Raw genomic sequence first — 19,971 nt, forward strand, 5'->3', positions numbered from 1 at the left:
AAGCTTATAGCGAGATATCACGTCATTCCACTTGCAGATGAACCCAGTATCACGGCGAACAATACTGAAGACAGTCGGTGCAGGTGGCATCCTGCTCGTTGGCGGCGCGAGCGCAACTGGCGCACAGATGGGCGGTCAAGAAGATACGGCACTCTTTCGGGTGGGTCACTTCTCACCAGACACGCCTGTCGTGAACGTGCTGATAGACGACGAACCTTTCCCAGAGTTACAGGGCGTCCCCTACGGGGCACTCTCGTCGTACTTCGTCGTCCCTGCGGACACGTACAACGTCAAGGTCGTATTAACCGGTGAGATGATCGAGGGAGAGATGCCCACGAGCAACGAGACGTCCACCGAAACCGCGATGACTCCCACTGAGACTGAGACGGGGATGACGACCACCGAGTCCGAATCGGGAATGACGACCACGGAGACGACGACATCGATCGATGAGGACCGTCTCGTCATCGACGAAGACCTGACGCTCGATGCGGATTCCGCCTACACAATCGTCGCGGCGGACGAACTCGACAACATCAGTGCCGTCGTCCTCGAAGACAACGAGGAACCGGCGTCCGACTCGCAAGCGAAAGTTCGGTTCGGGCACTTCTCGTCCGACGCGCCCGCTGTGGACATCACCCTCGCCAACGGTGATGACCTCGCATCGAACCTCGAATTCAGCGAAGTGTCTGGCTACGAAGTCCTCGATGCAGGGGTCTACAGCATCGACATCAACGACGCACAGAATCAAGAGGCAGTCGCGTCACTCACCGACGTCGAGCTGATGGGTGACCAAGTCTACTCGGTGTTCGTCATCGGCTACGTGGCACCACAGGGACCGGAACTCCCCGGACTCAGTGTACTCAGTTCGAACGACACGCTCGCACAGCAAATGGCGAGAGAGGAGACGACGACCGAAACACCGAGCGGGAACGAAACGACGACGAGTAGCTAACTGACTAGGACCGTCACGAAGCACACCCTCGACACGCGTTTTTTCACAGATAGAAATGGCAGTGATTGTGATGACTGCGAGGGTACCGCCCGCGCTCTGACCCGACCAACACCGATTCCTTTCCATTCTCGTTGAATCCGCAATTCACCCTCGGCATCTCCACGAAAATGGCCGAAAATCGGCGTAAACGAATCGAAACTCTCGTCCAGTGACCGTAATTCGGTGTGTCGATTTACCCCATTGAATAGCCCGGCGTCCACAGCACCGAGTGCAGCGAAAGAGAACCACGCGACTGCCGACCCGCTCGGCGGTCCACGCAGCTATCTACACTACAATGACGATGAATCTCAATCGACGAACGCTCATGAAGCGTGTCGCTGGAATCGCCGCAGCAAGTACGGTGGCCACTGCCGGATGTATGGGCATGGCCTCCGCGGAGACGGGCACGCTGGCGACGCACGTGAGCGACAAGCCCGGAGACATCGCAGACTTCGAGTCGTGTCTCGTCACACTCTCGACGATTCGCGTGAAGCCCACCGATGGAGAAGCGAAATCCATCGACGCAGAGGGCACGGAAGTCGACCTCGTGAACCTCCAAGGCGAGGCCTCCGAACTCGTCTCGGAGTCCGAACTCGAAACGGGCACCTACGACTACCTCCAGGTCGAGGTGAGTGAGACGAACGCGACGCTCACCGATGGCTCCGATGCGACGGTCGAAGTTCCGGGGTCTGCCCCGCTGAAGTTCAACACACAGTTCGAAATCCGCGCTGACCAGACGACCTCGTTTACCGCCGACTTCACGCCTGTGAAGGCCGGTGGGTCGGGGAAGTACGTCCTCCAACCCGTCGCCGACGAAGTGACGGTGACCTACGAATCGACCGAGGAAGATTCGGAATCGACCACCGCCAACGAGACGGCGACTGACTCGGCCGAAGAGACGTCTACGGAGACGACGACCGACTCCGAGACGGAGACAACCACCTCGACGAACGAAACGACCACCTCCACCAACACCACCGCAACCACGACTGAATAACGCTCAACGGCCACTCCTCACACGCCCCATACGAGACTCCGCACACACGGGGTCTCTTCCAACGTGATTCCGCACACACGGAATCGCTTCCCCCACCGTCCCCCGCTTTGGCCCCGCTCTCCCCTCTTTCCCCGTCCCTCTCCATTCCTCCTTCCCCTCGTTTCCCCACTCTTCCTTACCCCGTTCCCCACTTCGATACGCTTCGAATCCGTAGACGACGGGGAAAATAGTGGCCCGAATTGCCATTGTCGCAACTCGCTTTATCACACCTCTCCGAACTCCGGTAACATGGTTCGGGTTTCGGTCGGCGCACGGCTCCACTTCGGCTTTCTCAACTTGAGCCTCGCCCGTGACCGCCTCTATGGTGGGTTGGGTGTCGCGCTCGACGAGCCACGCGTGGTCGTCACCGCCGAGCCCGCAGACGAAGTACGCTGTCGGCATCCTGCCGCACGAGAGTACGCCGAACGGGCGGTTTCACTGCTCGACGTTCCTGGCGCGGCAGTCACCGTCGAGCGGTCGCTCCCGCGACACGCCGGGCTCGGGAGCGGGACGCAACTCGCCTTGACGGTGCTTCGGGCGGTTGCCGCCGCGACAGAAACTCCACTGTCAGTTCGCTCGCTCGCCCCGGAGTTAGGGCGTGGCGGGCGCTCCGGAATCGGCGTCGCAACGTTCGAATCCGGCGGCGCACTGTTGGATGCAGGCCACCCGACGACACGCTTTACGACCGACCGCCCAGCGATTGGGTCGTGGACGGTCCCGCCCGTCGTCGCCCGTCACGAGATTCCTAGCCACTGGCGGTTCTTGCTCGTCGTTCCCGATGCAGACCCCGGACGAAGCGGGTCAGAAGAAGACGAGAGCATGCGCTCGGTTGTCGAGCGCGCCGACGCAACCACGAGTGACCGAATAGCCGGGCTCGTCACACAGAACCTCTTGCCCGCGCTTGCAGAGGGGTCTGCCGAACGCTTCGGCGAGGCCGTCGAAACCATCGGCCGCCTCAACGGCACGTGGTACGCCGACGAACAGGGTGGCGTCTACCGGCCACCCGTGGGCGAACTCGTCTCGTCGCTCACCGAGTCACCCGCAGTGTATGGAACCGGACAGTCGTCGTGGGGACCGGCAGTGTACGGCGTGACCGACGTTGACCACGTCGATGCCGCTATCGACGCAGGCAATGCTGCGCTGTCGGACGCTGGTATCGCCGGGACTGTCACCGTCGCAACGGGGCGAAACACTGGCGCAGTGGTCGAAAAATAGTCAGAGGTCGTTCGTCGCCCCGAAACGACTAACCCCCGAGATTGTGACGGTAGGGGCATGGACCACATCCCCTTTGGGGTCTCTCGACTCGACGGAATCATCGGCGGTGGCGTCCCGTCGGGAAACGTCGTCCTCCTCGCGGGGGAGTCCGGGGCAGGCGCACGGGAGTTCTGCTATACGAGCGTGATGATGAACGCGCTCGTCCACGCCGACGAAGAGTTGTTCGACCTCCACTACGGCCAACTCGGTTCGTCAGCGACGCCGCCGCCAGAGATTCACTACATCTCGTTTACCTCGGATGAATCGTATCTGCGACGCGAAATCTCCTATACCATGGATGAAGAGGTAGTCGAAAAGGCGGGCGACTACGTCCACTTTCACGACCTCTCGGCCGAGTATTTCCAACTGAGTCCGATTCCCCGAGAGTGGTATCTCGGCGAAGCGACTCGACTCCAAGACCTCGGACAACGACACAACCGCGAATCGCTCATGAACGCACTCGGAAACACGCTCAGCGAGTACGCACCAGGCAACCTCGTCGTCATCGACTCGCTGACCGACCTCGTGGCGAGCATCTCCGAGGAGATGACATGGGCAGATATCTCGATGCTCGTCAAGGGTCTGGGCAAAGCAGTCCACGAGTGGGGTGGTCTCGTCCTCGCGCACGTGAGTACCGAGGCACTCACCGAGACTGAACTCGGCGTTCTCAAGGGCGCAACAGATGGGACGCTCTTGTTCGACTGGGAGAGCGGCGGGTCGAAACGTGCGCGAACGATGGTCGTCCAAGAGTTCCGCGGCGTCCTCTCGCAACTGGAGAGTGAGAACATCATCCAGTTCGAGACGGAAATCAACGAGAGTGGCCTCGACGTGAGCGACGTTCGGAAGATTCGGTAGCGATTCTCTCCATCCACCCAGATAGTATCTGTTAGTTGATATTCAACAATAGTTCTTAACCCCTTGCAGACGAACGAGAAACAGATGGCAGTGGACATTGGAGGTTCGCTCCCGGACGACCTCCGCGAATGGCTCGATGCGTACGCAGACGAGACAGGGGAAGACGCAGACGCCATTCTCACGAGAGCAGTCGCACTCTACCGACTGACACTAAACGAGGCAGATGGGGACGACGTGGCTTCGATGCAGGAACGAATGGAGACCGTCGAGTCACAACTTTCGGACGTCGAATCTGAGTTCGACGACAAGGTAGACGACGTTCGGATGCGAGTCGTCCAGATAAAACGGGAGGCAGACGAGAAAGCGCCGAGAGAGCACAGTCACCCGGAACTGAACGCCGACATCGACGAGGCAACACGGACTATTGAGGCGCTTCGCGAGCAGGTGCAGGAACTCGACGACTACGTGGACGAAGGGTTCGAGAACTACGAAGATATTCTCACGTATCTCGATGAGACGACCGCTAACCTCGATACGAAGTTGCAGACGGTCGCCAAGGTACTCGTTGGCCTTCGCGCCCGAATGGTCGATGTCGAAACGGACGCACTCGAACGTGAGACGCTCACAGAACTTCTCCGCGTTGCGAACGCCAACAACGACCACAAGGCGACCTGCGAATCGTGCGAGACGAAGGTCCATCTCGACCTTCTTTCGGAACCGAAGTGCCCGACCTGTCGCACTCCCTTCGCTGAACTTTCGCCCTCGTCAGGGTTCTTTGGGTCTGCAACCCTCCACACTGGCCCCCCGCCCGCACTCACGGGAGAGAGCGGCGATACCGACGTCGAAGAGATACTCGAAGCCGTCGTCGAGGACGACGAGGAGGGACACGACGAGGTGGACTTTCGCTGGCGACAGGAGGCCCAACCGATGACTGACGGAGAAGGTGATGACTGACGACGCTGCGGAGACGGACGAGACACATCACGCAGATGGGGAGACCACAGAGTCGAAACCGGGTTCGAAATCCGCGCCGCTCTCGGACCTCGCAGGCCGCGTTGCCGACCGAAAGGCGCAGACACAACACGGTTCGACCACGGATTCGGTCGATGAATTCTTCGACTCTATCGAAGTCGAGGAGTTGGACGAAGACGTGTGGACCGCCTTGGTCGAAGGCGGAAAAGAAGAACCGGGCGTCGGCGACGGTGCCGAAGCAACACCCGTCGATGAGGACGAATCTGGCGTCGAACACGTCGTCCCGAAAGAATCCTTCTGCCAGCGGTGTGAGTTCTTCGAGGCCCCGCCAACGTTCGGATGCACCCACGAGGGAACGAACATCATCGAGGCCGTCGATAGCGACCACTTCCGGGTACACAACTGCCCGATGGCGGACCGAGACGACGAGTGATAGCTTCTTTGTGACTCGGCGAGGTAGACTTGGATATGCAGTTCTGCGACGAGTGCGGAACGATGATGGTCTCCCAAGACGGGTCGATGGTCTGTACCAACGACGACTGCGGAGCCACTGCCGACCGCGACGAAGAACTCGCGGCGTCGTTCGTCTCCACCGAAGCCCAGTCAGATGACGAACTCATCGAGACCGAAGAGGGCGCGGCCTTCGAGGGCAAACCGACCGCCAACGACGTTGTGTGTGATGAATGCGGCCACACGAAAGCGTGGTACACGATTAAGCAAACGGGGTCGGCAGACGAACCGCCGACTCGGTTCTTCAAATGTCAAGAGTGTGGGTTGCGGTGGCGAGAGTACGGGTGATAGCCGTTACTCATTCGCCTTCTTGTCAAATATTTTAATCAATCCACGCTTCCTCCACTTCCAAATTCTTCAAACCGTACGACCAAAGTTCTTCAATGTCGCTTACTGGTTCATCGGCATAGAATGGAACTTGTTCAATAACTGAGCCTCCCCAACTTTTACCACGGGAATCTGTATACACTTGCTTGATGCATATTCGTGCTTTTTTGAACTCCGAATAATCAAATTCGGAAAGTGCCTCAGAAACGGGGAGTGATTTCTGTTCCAGGTCTTGATTTGGGTTTGGAAGCTGGATTTTGAACTCCATCTCTTTCTCAGCTCCTGCCCTAAGTACGCCCAATGACGTCGGTTCTTCGCCTCCGACACTTACAACTTTCCCATACGAAACCAAGCGATCGTATCCGTCTATTCTGGGATCAAGTTCGAGTTCTAAGCCAATATCATACGCTATTCCTGGCCCGACATTTTTCACATGAATCGAGACAATGTCGTTATCTGGGCTGAAGTCCAGAACATCAAATATCAGTTGAGGGCGATGACCCTCCATCATCATTTGATTTTGGTGTTCCATCAAGCCTTTTTGGTTACTCAAAATCTGTGATTGACGGTGGTACAACCAGACAAGCAGTCCGGAAAACAAGAGTGATCCTGTCGCTTCAATTGCGCTTGTGTATCCAAGGTTTGAAAATTCAGAGATCGCAATGAGACTAATCAATACGGTGACTGAGATACCCAAAATCAACAGCAAAGAATCTCTTTCTGAGCCCATGTTTTCGTGATTTGAATCTTAATCGATTACGTGTTGCAATATCTTTTCGGTACTTGCCATACACTACCGAGAATTAGTCTCTATGGAGTGTTAGTGGAAAGCTGAGTGGTTGAAAACACACGAAATTACTCTGGGTTCCCAACATTCACTCGCAAAAACTCCCCAACCTTCTCCGCAACTTTTCCCGTCTGCCCGATAAAGAAGTGGTCGGCCGCAAACTCCACCACAGGCTGATGGAACTCCCGTGCAAGCTCCACGACTGGCTCCCAATTCGCAATATCGTCGCGAGTTCCATACACTACCTGCACGGGCACGGGAATCTGCTCAAATGCACCAACAACGTCCAATCCATCGCCAATCGTCGCGGGCGGGGCGAGTGCCGAGACGGCCTCTACCTCTGCACCCTCTGCCGCCGCCAACAACGCCATCGCACTGCCGAAACTGAATCCGAAGAGGCCGACGTGTTCGTACCGCTCGTTCGCCCATTCGACCGCTCGCATCGTATCGGCCTTCTCGCCGCGGCCCTCGTCCCACTTTCCGTAGTCGAATCGAAGACAGTCGATTCCATGTGAAGTGAGTTCGTCGCTGACGGCGACTAGTCGCTCGTCGCCGCGGTGGCCGCGTTGTTGGGGATGAGGCGGGCAAGCGACGACGACCGTCGTCGAATCGTCCGCGGCGCTGTCGAGCGTTCCGCGAACGTCTCTCGCACCGGGGACGAGGATTGTGTCGGCCATATAGACCTCTTTCTCGCGTGAGGTTTTAAGCCGAACGTGAACAAGGTAGTGGTATGGGAATTCTCTCTCGCACGTCGTACGTCATCCGCTCGAAGATAAACGCCCTCCTCAACCGTGCTGAGGACCCGACGGAGACACTCGATTACTCCTACGAGAAGATGCGCGACGAACTCCAGCAGGTCAAACAGGGAATCGCCGACCTGACCACCCAAAAGAAGCGCCTCGAAATCCAGAAACGACGACTGGAAGAGAACGTCGAAAAACACAACGACCAGGCTCGTGAGGCCGTCCGGCAGGACCGTGAAGACCTCGCGCGCAAGGCCCTCGAAAAGAAGCAGGCCAAGATGAACCAAATCGAGGAACTCGACGGCCAAATCGCGCGTCTGCAGGACACACAGGACTCGCTCGTCCAGAAGAAAGACGAACTCCAGAGCCGTATCGAAGAGTTCCGCACGAAGAAGGAGACGATGAAGGCTCGCTACGAGGCCGCAGAGGCGTCGAGCAGAGTTTCAGAAGCGATGTCCGGCGTCGGCGACGAGATGGCGGACGTTGGCCGCGCACTCGAACGTGCCGAAGAGCGGACCGACGAGATGGAAGCCCGTTCGGCCGCGATGGACGAACTCATGGACTCCGGCGCGTTCGAAGACGTCCTCTCGGACAAGGACTCCATCGAGCGCGAACTCGAAGCGGGTCGCTCGAACTCCGAAGTCGATGCCGAACTGGAGACGCTGAAAGCCGAGATGGGAAAGTCCGAACCCGCCGAAGAGACGGAGGCTGATGTGGACGTAGATGTGGAAGAGGAAGTCGTGGACGAAGAAGTCGAAGCCGAACTGGAAGAACTGAAGAACGAAGAAGACTCGTCCTAATCTGACTTCGACGCTCGTTTTTGACCGGGTGACCAGTCGTCGCCACTGCTTTTAGGATTGTCAGCGAACTGTCCCGTGTGTCGAATGCAACTGAAACGTCGTCGGGTGAGCCGAGCGACAAGATGCGCGAGCGTGGGACGACGAGTCGGCTGAAACTCGCAGTCTATCTCCAGGCGAATCGGTGGCTCGTCGCCGCAGTCCCGCTCGGTATCGTCTTTCTCTCGGTCGTCGTTCTCGGGACACTCGACCCACGACCCCTCACGGCGGCCGTCAACGCTTCAGACCCAATCGAGACGCTCGGCCAAGGGCTACTCACCTCGATAATCACGGGTGTCACGCTGGTCGTCACTATCAACCAACTCGTCCTCTCGCAGGAACTCGGGCCGTTGGGCGACCAACGCGACCGGATGGAAGGCGAACTCGACTTCCGCCGCGACGCTGCGGACCTGATAGATGCACCCGTCGCACCACCTGAGCCGTCGGCGTTTCTCAAATCACTCACTGAGGCAATCGGGTCGCGAGCGCGAACGCTTGGTGAGACTGTCTCGGACGACCCCAATTCCGAGACGAACTCCAGAACCTTGGAGTTCGCATCTGAGGTTTCGGACAACGCCGACGACGTGGCAAATCGACTCGAAGGCCGTCAGTTCGGGACGTTCGACGTCCTCTCGGCGGCGCTGGACTTCAACTACTCGTGGAAACTCTATCAGGTCGCGCGCTTGCAGAACGCGAGTGGAGATATCTCCGAAGAGACGACACAGGCGCTTTCGGGTATCCACGACGCGCTCGAACTGTTCGGCCCGGCACGCGAACACATCAAGACACTGTACTTCCGCTGGGAACTCGTCAACCTCTCGCGGTCGATGTTCTACGCGGCGCTTCCTGCACTCGTCGTGAGCGTCAGTGCGATTCTCTTTCTCAACGATACGAGTTCTATTACCGGCACGACCGTCGGGATTTCCAACCTGCTTCTAGTCGTCGGCTTCGTCGCGGCAGTGTCGCTCGCCCCCTTTGCGATACTCGCGGCCTACGTCCTTCGAATTTCGACGGTTGCAAAGCGGACGCTCTCTATCGGGCCGTTCGTGTTGCGGACGGAGACGAGAGAAGACGAGTTAGAGTGGGAGGGCTCGAACGAGGTGGACAGGTCAGATTAAGCCTGTCGTGCGCCGGTTCCGGACCGGTCGAGTGCTGTGAGGTCGATATTGCCTTCCGGCAGTGGAACACCAGTGTAGGGGTCTTCGGCGAGCAAGAGCGACCCGTCGAGGTCGGCGTAGTCGAGGAGGGGTGCGAGATGACACCCCGCAGCGATTGCGGCGTTGGTCTCGATCATACACCCGAGCATGACCTCTAACCCGTGGACGCGGGCGGCGTGAATCATCCGCTTTGCTTCGACGAGGCCACCACACTTCATGAGTTTGAGGTTCGCAATATCGACGCGGTCGGCAATCTTCGGGATGTCGGCGGCCGTGATGCACGACTCGTCAGCCGCGATAGGGAGGGCCGAACGTTCGTAGACGAATTTGAGACCCTCGTAATCCTCTGCGGGGACGGGTTGCTCGATGAATTCGACGCCGTAGTCGGCGAGGACTTCAGACTTCGCCACCGCTTCGCGGGGGGTCCACGCTTCGTTGGCATCGACGCGAATCGTGGCCTCGGGTGCTTCGTCGCGGACGGCCTCGATAATCGCCTCGTCGCGGTCGGTTCCGAGTTTGATTTTGAGAACCTCGTATCCCGATTCGACGGCAGAGGCGGTCTTTTCGCGAATAGTGTCGAGGTCGGCGAGCCCAATAGTGAACGACGACGTGGGCGTTTGCTCGGGGTCGAGGCCCCACAACTTGTACAGTGGGACACCGAGTCGCTTTGCGGCGAGGTCGTGGAGGGCGATACTGACCGCAGTTCGCGCGGCGGGGTTGCGGCGGACGCGTTCGACCATGAGGCGCTCGATTTCTTCGAGGGCGTGTGCATCGCCGACCGACTCGACCACTTCCAGCAGGTCCGGAAGGACGGCTTCGACAGTCGCGGCAGTCTCGCCGTAGTGTGACGACGGGGCGGCCGCGCCGACGCCGACCATCCCGCCTTCGTCTTCGATACGGACGACGACGTTTTCGGCCTCGGTCATGCTACCGCGTGCGATTTCGAACGGGTCTGCCAGCGGCATCGAGACGCGCTCGAACGAGGTGGTGAGCATCAGAACACCTCGTCGATGAGTTCGGTGGCGTCGAAGCGAACGGGGTCGATTGCGGGTGCGCCGATATCGTCGCCGAAGGCTTCGACGGCCGCGGCGGCCTCGTCGTCGTCGTCCACGTTGGATGTGTTGAGCGCGCCTGCGACGATGTCGGCCTCGTGGACGGGAGCGGCGAGGTTCTCGTAGAGCGAGACGTATTCTGAAAGGGAAGGAAGCGAGAACTCCTCGTAGCCGTGAATTGCATCGCGGGTTGACTCGTGACAGAGGACGAGTTTGTCCGCCATCGCGCCGTGGAGGATGCCGCAGGTGACCGCGGAGTAGGCAGGATGGACGATACTGCCCTGCCCTTCGACGAAGAGTACGTCGTACTCGTCACCCTTCTCCAGAATCATCTCTTCGACCGACCCGGCGGTGAAGTCGCTGACAACGCGGTCCACAGGATTGCCCCACCCGGCAATCATGATACCAGTCTGGCCCGTGGGGATGAATCCGGCGTCGATACCCTGCTCGCGGGCGGCCTCGACGAGTTCGAGTGTCGCAGTCATCTTACCGACAGAGCAGTCGGTGCCGACAGTGAGGACGACCTCTGCGTCCACGTCGGCGCTCTTGCCTTGGGCGACGCCGATGTCGTCGTGCGGCTTGCGAACGTCGTTGATGTCACAGCCGTGTTCGGCGGCGAGTGCGGAAAATTCGGGGTCGTCGGTGAGGAAGTAGTGAAGTCCGGCGATGATGTCACAGCCGGATTCGAGTGCAGTACGCACGTCTTCGCGCCACGTCTCGTCGAAGCCGCCGCCGATGGGGGCGATTCCGATGAGGAGGGCGTCTGCCTCGGGCGCGTCGGCCATCGAGGAGACGATTGGAATATCAGGGAGGTCGCGGCGGTGGTCGGCAGTTGAGGTGCCGGGCTTGTCGCGGTCGAGGACGGCAACCACGTCGTAGTCGGCGTACTTGAGGACGCCAGTCGCGGTCTTAGCGCGGTCCGGGAATTTCTCGTGTGCGAGGACGACGACTCGTTGTGGGTCGCTCATACTGGGTGCCACGACGTGCCACCCTAAAAACGCGGCCAATTCGGCAGCCGTCTTGTAGCTTTAGAGTCGGTAGAGGCGGGTGGTCCAAAACTCGCGGGCGGCTATGTCCAACGCCGCTTCGGGCTCGCCGCTCGCATCGACCGTCGCGGTCTGCGTCGCACGCTCTCGGAACTCTCCGAGGACGGTACGCTCGCCGAGGACGATGAGGTCGCCGTCGGTCGCGTACTCGTCGAGTACCTCGTGGCAATCGTCGAGATGGTCGTCGATTTGGCCTTCGCGGATGCGCTCGAATCGTGCCTGCGAGAAGCCACCTTTCGAGTGGGCGGATTTCACGTCGCTCTCGAACCCGGTCTGGTAGACGAGTTCGCCGTCCTCGTAGGTGCCGAGTGCAAACAGGTCGGCGCGGACGAGTGCGACGCTCGTGGCCGGTTGTGGGAGGAACCATCCGTCTTCGAGCGTGAATCCGTCGTCCCACGCGTCGAACCCGTCGGGCAACCTTGGTGGTTCGAGCGCGACACTGACGAGTCCGGCGTCGTCGGTGAGCGCGACACACGGGGCGGCGCGTCGAACCAACGGCGCTCGGTTACCGAAGGCGTCTTCGACCGACGACGGAAGCGACCGTTCGTTGGGGACGACAGCAGTGAGCGCACCTTCCGGTGACGTTTCGAACGAATCGAGTCTACGGAGAATCTCGCGGAGGCGTCCCCCACGGAGGTCTTCGGTACTACGATAGTCGAGTGCGTCGTCGTCGTCGTCGCCAATTCGTTCGACGCGGTCTTCCAACTCTTCGATTCGGTCTTCGAGTCGGTTGACTTCGACTTCTGCCTCTTGTTTCGCTCGAACGGCGTCTTTTCGACGCTGAGACTCCCCTTCGAGTCGGCCTTCCAGCGCGTCGCGCTCGTCTTCCAACTCCGCGATGCGCGCTTTGAGTTCGGCCCGGCCCAACAACTCATCCAACATACGCAGTAGCGTGCAGTCCGATTACTTGAGAGTTCGGGCGTGAATCGAACACGAACGTTCGCACGTGGTGCGAAAACTAGGTTTTGACACCAGTGTCGTCGAAGTCGTATCCGGCGTATCGGAGGAGTTCGCGGGCGCGAGTCGCGTCAGCGAGGAGGACGTGCCTGTCGTCGGGGAGCGAACACACCTCGGCGAGTTCGTACGGCACAGCCAGCGTCCCTGTCGGCACCCCTTCGTTGCCGAGGACGGGGAAGTGTGAGCAGTCGAGTTTCATGACGAGTGGGGTGTCGAGCCGTTCGACACCCTCTCCTGTCGCATACAGGTACTCGTTCAGGCGTTCGTGCTCATCGCTGTGAATCGCCGCGGTGGTCCCGTCGTAAGGCTCGACGTACAACCGACCGAGGTAGTAGCCGCTGGAGAATCGTTCGAACATCGGTCCATGTTACCATGGGACATATTTGCGGATAAACCTTATCGGAACAGTTTATATTGAACTGCAAACTGTCCGCTGAAAATCACCAGCCGTAGCGAGTCTCGAACGAAGAAAAGCGATTAGTCGTCGCCGCGGGTCGCCGCCGTCATTGACCAGACGGCGACGAGTCCGAGCAGCAACGCCGGAATCATCGGCAGAGCAAGCATCGCGGCGAGGTACGGCAACCCTGCTAGCGTGGGAAGCGACGGAACGAGGTAAATCGCACCAGGGATACCGACGAAACAGAGCGCGACCACGCCGACGAGTGCCCAGCCACGGGTTCCGAAGCCCTTCGCTTCGGGTTCGTCTGCGCCGATGACGGGGTCCGTATTGCCCGGTCGGTGAACGTAGGTGTCGTCTTGACCGGTGGTGTCAGAGCTCACTATCGGGGATAACGACCACCTTGCCAAAGCCCTGTCGCTCTTCGATGAGTTCGTGGGCTTCCTGAATCTCGCTCATCGGGAGCGTCTCGCGGATGCGAGGTTCGAAGGTGCCGTCCCAGACGAGTTCGAGCGCTTCGTCGGCCTGTCCGGGGGTCGCCATCGTCGAGCCGATAACGGAGAGTTGGTTCCAGAAGATGTAGTTGAGACCTGCACCGGGGTTCGGGCCGGTCGTTGCACCACACGTGACCATGCGGCCACCCTTGCAGAGGCTCTTGAGCGACTTTTGATAGGTAGCATCGCCGATGTGGTCGACAACCATATCGACGCCGCGACCGTCGGTGAGTTTGTAAATCTCCTTCGAGAAGTCGTCTTCCTCGTAGTTGATGAGGTGGTCTGCGCCGCACTCGCGGGCGTACTCCAGTTTTTCGTCCGTCGAAGCCGTCGCATAAACCTCTGCGCCAGCGTAATCCGCGATTTGGACGGCAGCGTGGCCGACGCCACCGGATGCGCCGAGAACGAGTACCTTCTCACCGGCAGTGAGGTCACCGCGTTCGATGAGCATGCGCCACGCGGTCTGGAAGACGAGCGAGGCGGAGCCTGCGATTTCCCACGGCACGTCGTCGGGGACAGGGACGAGATTTTCCTCGCCAATCGCCGCGAACTCGGCGTGGACGCCGCGGGTGTGTTCGCCGATGATTCGGTAGTCAGGTGCGAGCGTCATATCGCCTTTACGCGAGAACTCGTCGCCACCGTCTGCAACGCCCGCAATGAGTGCCACGTGGTCGCCTTCCTCGAAGCGCGTGACGCGCTCGCCGACTTCAGTGACGACGCCAGCCATGTCACTGCCGGGGATGTGCGGCATCTCCAGTTCGACGCCCGGAAGCCCACGTCGCGTCCAGATATCGAGGTGATTGAGCGATGCGGCCTTTACATCGACAAGGACTTCCTCGGGCCCGATTTCCGGGTCTGGAAAGTCGCCATATTCGAGAACGTCTCTGTCACCGTGTTCTGCGAGTTGGACCGCTTTCATCTCGTGTCCACCCATGTAACCACACGATAAAAGTGTAAGTTTACGCCAATCGTATTACCTCTTATTCGACAAACAACGAACTCCACGCCGAAAATACTCGCTCAATATCGGGCGAACCTATCTGGAAAGATACATTCAATAGGCAGTATTGTGTAAATCAGTACCACACTAACAGAGGATACACGCATGAGACTGACATGAATTTGCGTGTATAAACACACAAATTAAAATTCGAAAAATGAATGAGAACAAACCATAGCGCTGAAGACGTATTTGGGCTTCTAATCCAACGTTCAGCGTTTTTACGGGCGCTTGACGAGAGAAAACGAGACAAGCGAGCACTCGCCGAATATCTCGATGTTTCGCGTTCGACTGTCGACCGCGCACTGCGTGAACTCATGAGTGTGCAGTTCGTCAACTACCGCAGTGGTGGGTACGAAGTCACGCTCGTCGGGCAGTGTGCGCTCACGATGTACAACAACTGCGAGAAGACGCTCAAGGGCGTGATGAACGCCCGAGAGTTACTCTCGATGCTCCCACCAGATGCGTCGATTGACCCGGTCTTCTTCGCGGAGGCATCAATCTACACTTCGACACCTGAAATCCCAGATGGCGTCATCAACCAACTGTTCGAGAGCGTCGAGGTGTCGGGCGAAATGTACGGTATCGCGCCCGTTGCGCTCGCTGGGCAGATGAAAGCATTCTACGACGCGGCGACTGCAGGTGGGACACAAGTCGAGATGATTATCGACGAGTCACTGTTCGACAACCTCCTTCGCTCACCAGACACCCGCCAGGTTATGGTCAACAGCATTCGACGTGAGAAAACCAACATCCACCTCACAGACATTCCATACGGGTACGGGCTATGGGCAACAGACGATGAAGCGGGTATCGTCGTGTACACTGATACCGGCGTTGGCGGCATCGCACTCAACGACACGCCCGAATCGATTGCGTGGGTGCGCTCGGAGTTCGACAAACTCCTCGAAAATTCGACGCTCGCAACACTCGCGTCGATTGGCGAGGAATAGTCGGGCGATTCAGCGGACTGGCACCGGAATTTTATCGACCGGGGTCGAACCCTCGATAATGAGCGACCACGACGACCACGACCACGACGACAGTCACAGCCACGAAAGCGGCGACGACCACCAGAACCATCACGGCCACCATCATGACCATCACGAGCATCACGACCACCACGAACACGACTTCGAGGCAGTCTCTGCGGCGATTCTGACGGTTTCTTCGACGCGAACGACAGACGACGACCCGGCAGGCGATGCCATCGCCGCCGCACTCCACGACGAGGGGCACTCCGTGGGCGTGCGGCGCGTCGTCGGCGACGACTACGACGAGATTCAGACCGTCGTCTCGCGCATGGCCGAACGCGGTGACATCGACATCACGATTACGACCGGCGGAACCGGTGTTACCCCCGACGACGTGACCGCCGAGGCGGCAGAACGCCTCTTCGACAAGACGCTCCCCGGGTTTGGCGAACTCTTCCGACGACTCTCGTTCGACGAAATCGGGACGCGGGTCGTCGGCACGCGAGCCACTGCGGGCGTCGTAGACGAGACGCCGACATTCTGCTTGCCGGGGAGTCGCAACGCCGCTCGGTTGGGTGCCGAGTCGGTAATCGTTCCCGAAGCGCCGCACTTGGCGGGACTCGCCCGACGTGACGACTGAGAGGCTCAGTTACTCTGTGGCGGCGTCGTACGATTCGAACCAGTCGGTCAGCGTCTTCAAGCGGTGCATTGCTCGCTCGGGAGTGCCGATGTCGTGGTGTTCGTTCGGGTAGACGACGAGTTTTGCATCGACTCCGGCACGCGAGGCGCTGACGTACAACTGCTCTGCTTGTGACGGTGGGCACCGCCAATCGTTCTCTCCGGCGGTGATGAGAAGTGGTGTCGAGATGGCGTCCACGTCCTGAATCGTCGAGATAGCACGGTATCGCTCTGGGTTCTCCCACGGATAGCCAAAGTCGTTGACGTACCACTGGTGCATGTCGGCGGTTCCAAAGTTCGAGTAGAAGTCGTATATTCCGTGTTCGGGTGCTGCGGCCGCGAATGCGTCGCTTCTGGTCACGACGTGGAGTGTGTTGATACCACCCTGCGAGAATCCGCTGACGAACAGACGGTCTGGGTCGGACCATCCGCGCGAGACGAGTGCTTCGACTCCCGAGATGATATCGTCCGCTTCGCGTGGGCCCCACTGCCCGCGGATGGACTCGGTGAACTCCCGGCCGTAGGAGATGCTCCCGCGGTAGTTGACGTTGCAGACGACGTAGCCCTTCCCCGTCCAGTACGCATAATCGAACGAGAACCGCGGCGCGTCGTACCACATCGGGCCGCCGTGGATGTGCGTGATAGTCGCTCTTGGGTCGGGGTCTCCGGTATCGAAGTCCGCAGGCAAGTGGACGATTGCCTCTATCTCCTCGTCATCGGAGTTCTCGAAGACAACGCGCTCACAGGAAGGGAGTGCCGCATCGTCCAAGAGCGATTCGTTCAACGCAGTGAGGCGAGTCAATTCGATGTCGGTGTCGTTTGCCGGGGTGTCGTCACGAACTGCGTCCGTCGCGGCGGCGAACAGGTCCATCCCCTCGCTTGGATGACTCAGTAAGACGACCGTCGTCTTCCCCATCGCGTCGAAGTCGAGCAGGTCCCGGTCGTCGGTCTGCGTCTCGAAGACGCGTGTCGGGGTATCCGAACCCGCATCGAGTGCGACGAGGCGTGCCTGGCCGCCGTCGGTGACCTGCGCGAGAATCGTGTTCTCGTCGGTCCAAACGGGTGGCCACATCGTCGTTCGGTCGAGCGAGTGTGAGACAGAGCGAACCTCGGTCGTCTCCGAGGCGTCGCCGACATCGTCCGCGACGTACACTTCGGTCGGAGCGCAGGCGTTGGTTGCATCACCCGCTGTGAACGCCATCTTGTCACCCGTGGGGTTCCAGCGTGGGCCCCCGACCGCCAAGTCGCCGTCGGTCATGCACTCGCGTCCTGAGCCATCCGGAGCGATGGTGTAGAGGTCCTGAACGTACGTCTCGTCGGGGTCGTTGCCGAAGTAGGAGACGAACGCGATTCGGTCACTCGGCCCCCACGAGGGTTGTGGGCCGAACTGTGCGGCGCGCGCGCCGCGAGCGTAGGCGTCGTCCAGTCTCATCGCCTCTCTGCTCTCGATATCGACGACGAACAGGTACGTTCGCACGTCGTCTTGCCAGCCCTGTCCGTTCACTTTGTGCTGAATCCGGGTCAGTTCCACGGGGCCGTCGTCCCGGCGAGATTCGAGGTACTCGCGTTGCTCGTCGGTCGGGTCGCGCGCGGCGACGACGAGTCGCTCGCCACGCGGCCCCCAATCGAAGTCTGAGACACCCTCCTCGAACTCAGTGACTTGGCGTGCATCACCGCCGAGGGAAAGGTCGAAGAGCCACACTTGCGGTTTCGGTTCGTCGTCAGGTGTGGCGGTGTCGTCGTCTTCCTCATCGTCTTCGTCGCGCCTCTGGACGGCGAGTTCGACGTCTTCGTCGCGGGAGGCGACGAACGCCAGTCGGTTGCCACCTGGACTCCAGGCAGGACTTCCAGCACTCGACGCGCGGGTGAGTCGGTGCGGGTCGCGCGAGCCATCGGTGGGGACGACGAATAACGAGTTTCGCCGTTCGTCTGCCTCGGTGTCGAACTCGGAGACGACGAAGGCGGCACGTGACCCATCCGGTGAGATAATGACTGAGAGGGGCGTACGGAGGTCGAAGAGGGAGTCGAGGTCCAACGGTTCCATACTACCCACCCTCCCAGAATGGTCTTCACTCTTGTCCCGACCAATCGAACTGCAACGTCTGCCCAGTCGCGGTCATTTAAGTACGCGCACACGTTCGGGAGAGGTATGAGCCAGCAGCCCCCACACGAGGAGGACACCGAGGACGTGTTCTCCAGCGGGAAGGACCCGAACCTCCGCAGTTCGGAAGTCACAGAAGGGCCAGACCGAGCGCCACACCGCGCGATGTTCCGCGCGATGGGATTCGACGACACCGACCTCTCCTCACCGATGGTCGGCGTGGCGAACCCCGCCGCAGACATCACGCCGTGTAACGTCCACCTCGACGACGTTGCAGAGGTGGCTATCGAAGGCGTAGAGGACGCCGGAGGCATGCCAATCGAGTTCGGCACCATCACTATCTCCGACGCGATTTCGATGGGCACCGAAGGGATGAAGGCCTCACTCATCTCGCGCGAAGTCATCGCCGACTCGGTGGAACTCGTCTCGTTCGGCGAACGTATGGACGCGCTCGTCACCGTCGCCGGGTGCGACAAGAACCTCCCCGGCATGATGATGGCCTCCATCCGAACCGACCTCCCCTCCGTGTTCCTCTACGGCGGGTCGATTATGCCCGGCCAACACGAGGGGCGCGAAGTTACCGTCCAGAACGTGTTCGAAGGCGTCGGCACCTACGCCGAAGGCGACATGAGCGCCGACGAGTTGGACGACCTCGAACGCCACGCCTGTCCCGGTGCAGGGTCGTGCGGTGGGATGTTCACCGCCAACACGATGGCCTCGATTTCGGAAGCCCTCGGCATGGCTCCGCTCGGGTCGTGTTCCGCACCCGCCGAATCCGACGCTCGCTACGACGTTGCGCGCCGCGCTGGCGAGGCCGTTCTCCAGTGCGTCGAAAACGACCTGCGCCCGTCAGACGTTCTCTCGAAGAAGTCCTTCGAGAACGCCATCGCCCTGCAAGTCGCAATCGGTGGTTCGACCAACGCCGTCCTGCACCTGCTCGCGCTCGCCGCCGAAGCGGGTATCGACCTCGACATCGAGGAGTTCGACGAAATCTCGCGTCGGACCCCCAAAATCGCCAACCTCCAGCCCGGCGGCACGCGCGTCATGAACGACCTGCACGAAATCGGCGGCGTGCCGGTCGTCATCCGTCGTCTCCTCGACGCGGGCCTGTTCCACGGCGATGCCATGACGGTCACCGGCCGAACCATCGAAGAAGAACTCGCCCAGCTCGACTTGCCCGACGACGACACAATCGAGGCGGACTTCCTCTACACGGTGGACGAACCCTACCAAGCAGAGGGTGCAATCAAGATTCTCACCGGCAACCTCGCGCCCGACGGGTCGGTTCTCAAGGTCACCGGCGACGACGCATTCCACCACTCCGGACCTGCCCGCGTCTTCGAAAGCGAAGAAGACGCGATGCGCTACGTCCAAGAAGGTCACATCGAATCGGGCGACGTCATCGTCATCCGCAACGAAGGCCCACGCGGCGGCCCCGGCATGCGCGAGATGCTCGGCGTGACCGCGGCAGTCGTCGGCCAAGGCCACGAAGACGACGTTGCGCTCTTGACTGACGGCCGGTTCTCCGGTGCGACTCGCGGCCCGATGGTCGGCCACGTCGCGCCCGAAGCAGTCGAAGGCGGCCCAATCGCCCTCGTCGAAAACGGCGACGAGATTACGGTCGATATCCCGAACCGCGAACTCTCGGTTGACCTCTCCGACGAGGAACTCGCCAAGCGAAAAGAAGACTGGGAGCCAGCACCACCGGCCTACACCTCTGGTGTCTTGGCGAAGTACGCCCGCGACTTCGGGTCGGCCGCGAACGGCGCAGTGACGAACCCGGCCGTGAAACGCGACTAAG

General features: G+C 60.0%; 21 protein-coding genes. 12 read left to right on the top strand and 9 right to left on the bottom strand.

Features of this window, described 5'->3' with window-relative positions:
- Positions 1 to 37 precede the first annotated feature (37 nt).
- The 7 genes from ACK509_RS13035 (at position 38) to ACK509_RS13065 (ending at position 5,909) form a co-directional block, all read left to right on the top strand.
- Positions 38 to 955 (top strand): DUF4397 domain-containing protein, encoded by a 918-nt coding sequence (locus tag ACK509_RS13035; RefSeq protein ID WP_410766973.1) that lies wholly within the window; start codon positions 38 to 40, stop codon positions 953 to 955.
- A gap of 364 nt (positions 956 to 1,319) precedes the next feature.
- Positions 1,320 to 1,991, top strand: coding sequence for a DUF4382 domain-containing protein (locus ACK509_RS13040; RefSeq protein ID WP_410766974.1), 672 nt, complete (start codon positions 1,320 to 1,322; stop codon positions 1,989 to 1,991).
- 288 nt (positions 1,992 to 2,279) lie between these two features.
- Positions 2,280 to 3,245, top strand: coding sequence for a beta-ribofuranosylaminobenzene 5'-phosphate synthase family protein (locus tag ACK509_RS13045; protein ID WP_410766975.1), 966 nt, complete (start codon positions 2,280 to 2,282; stop codon positions 3,243 to 3,245).
- 57 nt (positions 3,246 to 3,302) lie between these two features.
- Positions 3,303 to 4,139, top strand: a complete 837-nt coding sequence (locus tag ACK509_RS13050) for an RAD55 family ATPase (RefSeq protein WP_410766976.1) — start codon at positions 3,303 to 3,305, stop codon at positions 4,137 to 4,139.
- An 84-nt stretch (positions 4,140 to 4,223) separates the two neighbouring features.
- Complete coding sequence (locus ACK509_RS13055) at positions 4,224 to 5,093, top strand: hypothetical protein (RefSeq protein ID WP_410766977.1); 870 nt, start codon at positions 4,224 to 4,226, stop codon at positions 5,091 to 5,093.
- On the top strand, positions 5,086 to 5,544 hold the full coding sequence (locus ACK509_RS13060; protein ID WP_410766978.1) for a hypothetical protein: 459 nt from the start codon (positions 5,086 to 5,088) through the stop codon (positions 5,542 to 5,544). The genes ACK509_RS13055 and ACK509_RS13060 overlap by 8 nt, the downstream gene beginning before the upstream one ends.
- 35 nt (positions 5,545 to 5,579) lie before the next feature.
- The gene (locus tag ACK509_RS13065; RefSeq protein WP_410766979.1) at positions 5,580 to 5,909 is read left to right on the top strand and encodes a transcription factor S; all 330 of its coding nucleotides are present in this window, start codon (positions 5,580 to 5,582) and stop codon (positions 5,907 to 5,909) included.
- 34 nt (positions 5,910 to 5,943) lie between these two features.
- Here the strand turns inward: ACK509_RS13065 and ACK509_RS13070 are convergent, their stop codons facing one another.
- Both ACK509_RS13070 and ACK509_RS13075 read right to left on the bottom strand, forming a co-directional pair.
- Positions 5,944 to 6,678, bottom strand: a complete 735-nt coding sequence (locus tag ACK509_RS13070; protein ID WP_410766980.1) for a hypothetical protein — start codon at positions 6,676 to 6,678, stop codon at positions 5,944 to 5,946.
- A gap of 125 nt (positions 6,679 to 6,803) precedes the next feature.
- Positions 6,804 to 7,412 (bottom strand): dienelactone hydrolase family protein, encoded by a 609-nt coding sequence (locus ACK509_RS13075; protein ID WP_410766981.1) that lies wholly within the window; start codon positions 7,410 to 7,412, stop codon positions 6,804 to 6,806.
- 53 nt (positions 7,413 to 7,465) lie between these two features.
- Here ACK509_RS13075 and ACK509_RS13080 point away from each other — a divergent pair, with 53 nt between their 5' ends.
- Positions 7,466 to 8,278 (top strand): PspA/IM30 family protein, encoded by an 813-nt coding sequence (locus tag ACK509_RS13080; RefSeq protein ID WP_410766982.1) that lies wholly within the window; start codon positions 7,466 to 7,468, stop codon positions 8,276 to 8,278.
- 77 nt (positions 8,279 to 8,355) lie between these two features.
- Positions 8,356 to 9,432 (top strand): hypothetical protein, encoded by a 1,077-nt coding sequence (locus ACK509_RS13085; protein ID WP_410766983.1) that lies wholly within the window; start codon positions 8,356 to 8,358, stop codon positions 9,430 to 9,432.
- Here ACK509_RS13085 and ACK509_RS13090 read toward each other — a convergent pair.
- The 6 genes from ACK509_RS13090 to ACK509_RS13115 all read right to left on the bottom strand — a co-directional run bounded on the left by ACK509_RS13090 (position 9,429) and on the right by ACK509_RS13115 (position 14,336).
- On the bottom strand, positions 9,429 to 10,466 hold the full coding sequence (locus ACK509_RS13090; RefSeq protein ID WP_410766984.1) for a dipeptide epimerase: 1,038 nt from the start codon (positions 10,464 to 10,466) through the stop codon (positions 9,429 to 9,431). The two genes, ACK509_RS13085 and ACK509_RS13090, sit on opposite strands and share 4 nt — an antisense overlap.
- A complete protein-coding gene (locus ACK509_RS13095; protein ID WP_410766985.1) occupies positions 10,466 to 11,491 on the bottom strand; it encodes a DUF1611 domain-containing protein in 1,026 nt (341 codons plus the stop codon). The genes ACK509_RS13090 and ACK509_RS13095 overlap by 1 nt, the downstream gene beginning before the upstream one ends.
- Before the next feature lie 60 nt (positions 11,492 to 11,551).
- Positions 11,552 to 12,451 carry a Vms1/Ankzf1 family peptidyl-tRNA hydrolase gene (locus ACK509_RS13100; RefSeq protein WP_410766986.1) on the bottom strand — a complete coding sequence of 300 codons (900 nt, stop codon included), beginning with the start codon at positions 12,449 to 12,451 and terminating at the stop codon, positions 11,552 to 11,554.
- 76 nt (positions 12,452 to 12,527) lie between these two features.
- Positions 12,528 to 12,884 (bottom strand): DUF5802 family protein, encoded by a 357-nt coding sequence (locus ACK509_RS13105; RefSeq protein WP_410766987.1) that lies wholly within the window; start codon positions 12,882 to 12,884, stop codon positions 12,528 to 12,530.
- Positions 12,885 to 13,003: 119 nt separating this feature from the next.
- Complete coding sequence (locus ACK509_RS13110) at positions 13,004 to 13,306, bottom strand: hypothetical protein (protein ID WP_410766988.1); 303 nt, start codon at positions 13,304 to 13,306, stop codon at positions 13,004 to 13,006.
- Positions 13,296 to 14,336, bottom strand: a complete 1,041-nt coding sequence (locus ACK509_RS13115) for a zinc-binding dehydrogenase (protein WP_410767262.1) — start codon at positions 14,334 to 14,336, stop codon at positions 13,296 to 13,298. The genes ACK509_RS13110 and ACK509_RS13115 overlap by 11 nt, the downstream gene beginning before the upstream one ends.
- A gap of 398 nt (positions 14,337 to 14,734) precedes the next feature.
- On the opposite strand from ACK509_RS13115, the gene ACK509_RS13120 reads away from it, so the two are divergent.
- On the top strand, positions 14,735 to 15,370 hold the full coding sequence (locus ACK509_RS13120) for a hypothetical protein (protein WP_410766989.1): 636 nt from the start codon (positions 14,735 to 14,737) through the stop codon (positions 15,368 to 15,370).
- 58 nt (positions 15,371 to 15,428) lie between these two features.
- Complete coding sequence (locus tag ACK509_RS13125; protein WP_410766990.1) at positions 15,429 to 16,031, top strand: molybdenum cofactor biosynthesis protein B; 603 nt, start codon at positions 15,429 to 15,431, stop codon at positions 16,029 to 16,031.
- 9 nt (positions 16,032 to 16,040) lie between these two features.
- Here ACK509_RS13125 and ACK509_RS13130 read toward each other — a convergent pair whose 3' ends face one another.
- Positions 16,041 to 18,113 carry a S9 family peptidase gene (locus tag ACK509_RS13130; RefSeq protein ID WP_410766991.1) on the bottom strand — a complete coding sequence of 691 codons (2,073 nt, stop codon included), beginning with the start codon at positions 18,111 to 18,113 and terminating at the stop codon, positions 16,041 to 16,043.
- A gap of 105 nt (positions 18,114 to 18,218) precedes the next feature.
- On the opposite strand from ACK509_RS13130, the gene ilvD reads away from it, so the two are divergent.
- The gene (gene ilvD / locus ACK509_RS13135; RefSeq protein WP_410766992.1) at positions 18,219 to 19,970 is read left to right on the top strand and encodes a dihydroxy-acid dehydratase; all 1,752 of its coding nucleotides are present in this window, start codon (positions 18,219 to 18,221) and stop codon (positions 19,968 to 19,970) included.
- The last annotated feature ends 1 nt before the right edge of the window (position 19,971 follow it).

The organism is Haloferax sp. DFSO60 (assembly GCF_046557615.1).
Classification (GTDB): Archaea; Halobacteriota; Halobacteria; order Halobacteriales; family Haloferacaceae; genus Haloferax.

Excerpts from the sequence above, each read along its gene's own strand:
- ACK509_RS13035 (WP_410766973.1), top strand. The coding sequence starts at position 38 with ATGAACCCAGTATCACGGCGAACAATACTGAAGACAGTCGGTGCAGGT.
- ACK509_RS13040 (WP_410766974.1), top strand. The coding sequence starts at position 1,320 with ATGAAGCGTGTCGCTGGAATCGCCGCAGCAAGTACGGTGGCCACTGCC.
- ACK509_RS13045 (WP_410766975.1), top strand. The coding sequence starts at position 2,280 with ATGGTTCGGGTTTCGGTCGGCGCACGGCTCCACTTCGGCTTTCTCAAC.
- ACK509_RS13050 (WP_410766976.1), top strand. The coding sequence starts at position 3,303 with ATGGACCACATCCCCTTTGGGGTCTCTCGACTCGACGGAATCATCGGC.
- ACK509_RS13055 (WP_410766977.1), top strand. The coding sequence starts at position 4,224 with ATGGCAGTGGACATTGGAGGTTCGCTCCCGGACGACCTCCGCGAATGG.
- ACK509_RS13060 (WP_410766978.1), top strand. The coding sequence starts at position 5,086 with ATGACTGACGACGCTGCGGAGACGGACGAGACACATCACGCAGATGGG.
- ACK509_RS13065 (WP_410766979.1), top strand. The coding sequence starts at position 5,580 with ATGCAGTTCTGCGACGAGTGCGGAACGATGATGGTCTCCCAAGACGGG.
- ACK509_RS13070 (WP_410766980.1), bottom strand. The coding sequence starts at position 6,678 with ATGGGCTCAGAAAGAGATTCTTTGCTGTTGATTTTGGGTATCTCAGTC.
- ACK509_RS13075 (WP_410766981.1), bottom strand. The coding sequence starts at position 7,412 with ATGGCCGACACAATCCTCGTCCCCGGTGCGAGAGACGTTCGCGGAACG.
- ACK509_RS13080 (WP_410766982.1), top strand. The coding sequence starts at position 7,466 with ATGGGAATTCTCTCTCGCACGTCGTACGTCATCCGCTCGAAGATAAAC.
- ACK509_RS13090 (WP_410766984.1), bottom strand. The coding sequence starts at position 10,466 with ATGCTCACCACCTCGTTCGAGCGCGTCTCGATGCCGCTGGCAGACCCG.
- ACK509_RS13095 (WP_410766985.1), bottom strand. The coding sequence starts at position 11,491 with ATGAGCGACCCACAACGAGTCGTCGTCCTCGCACACGAGAAATTCCCG.
- ACK509_RS13100 (WP_410766986.1), bottom strand. The coding sequence starts at position 12,451 with ATGTTGGATGAGTTGTTGGGCCGGGCCGAACTCAAAGCGCGCATCGCG.
- ACK509_RS13105 (WP_410766987.1), bottom strand. The coding sequence starts at position 12,884 with ATGTTCGAACGATTCTCCAGCGGCTACTACCTCGGTCGGTTGTACGTC.
- ACK509_RS13115 (WP_410767262.1), bottom strand. The coding sequence starts at position 14,336 with ATGAAAGCGGTCCAACTCGCAGAACACGGTGACAGAGACGTTCTCGAA.
- ACK509_RS13120 (WP_410766989.1), top strand. The coding sequence starts at position 14,735 with ATGAGTGTGCAGTTCGTCAACTACCGCAGTGGTGGGTACGAAGTCACG.
- ACK509_RS13125 (WP_410766990.1), top strand. The coding sequence starts at position 15,429 with ATGAGCGACCACGACGACCACGACCACGACGACAGTCACAGCCACGAA.
- ACK509_RS13130 (WP_410766991.1), bottom strand. The coding sequence starts at position 18,113 with ATGGAACCGTTGGACCTCGACTCCCTCTTCGACCTCCGTACGCCCCTC.
- ilvD (WP_410766992.1), top strand. The coding sequence starts at position 18,219 with ATGAGCCAGCAGCCCCCACACGAGGAGGACACCGAGGACGTGTTCTCC.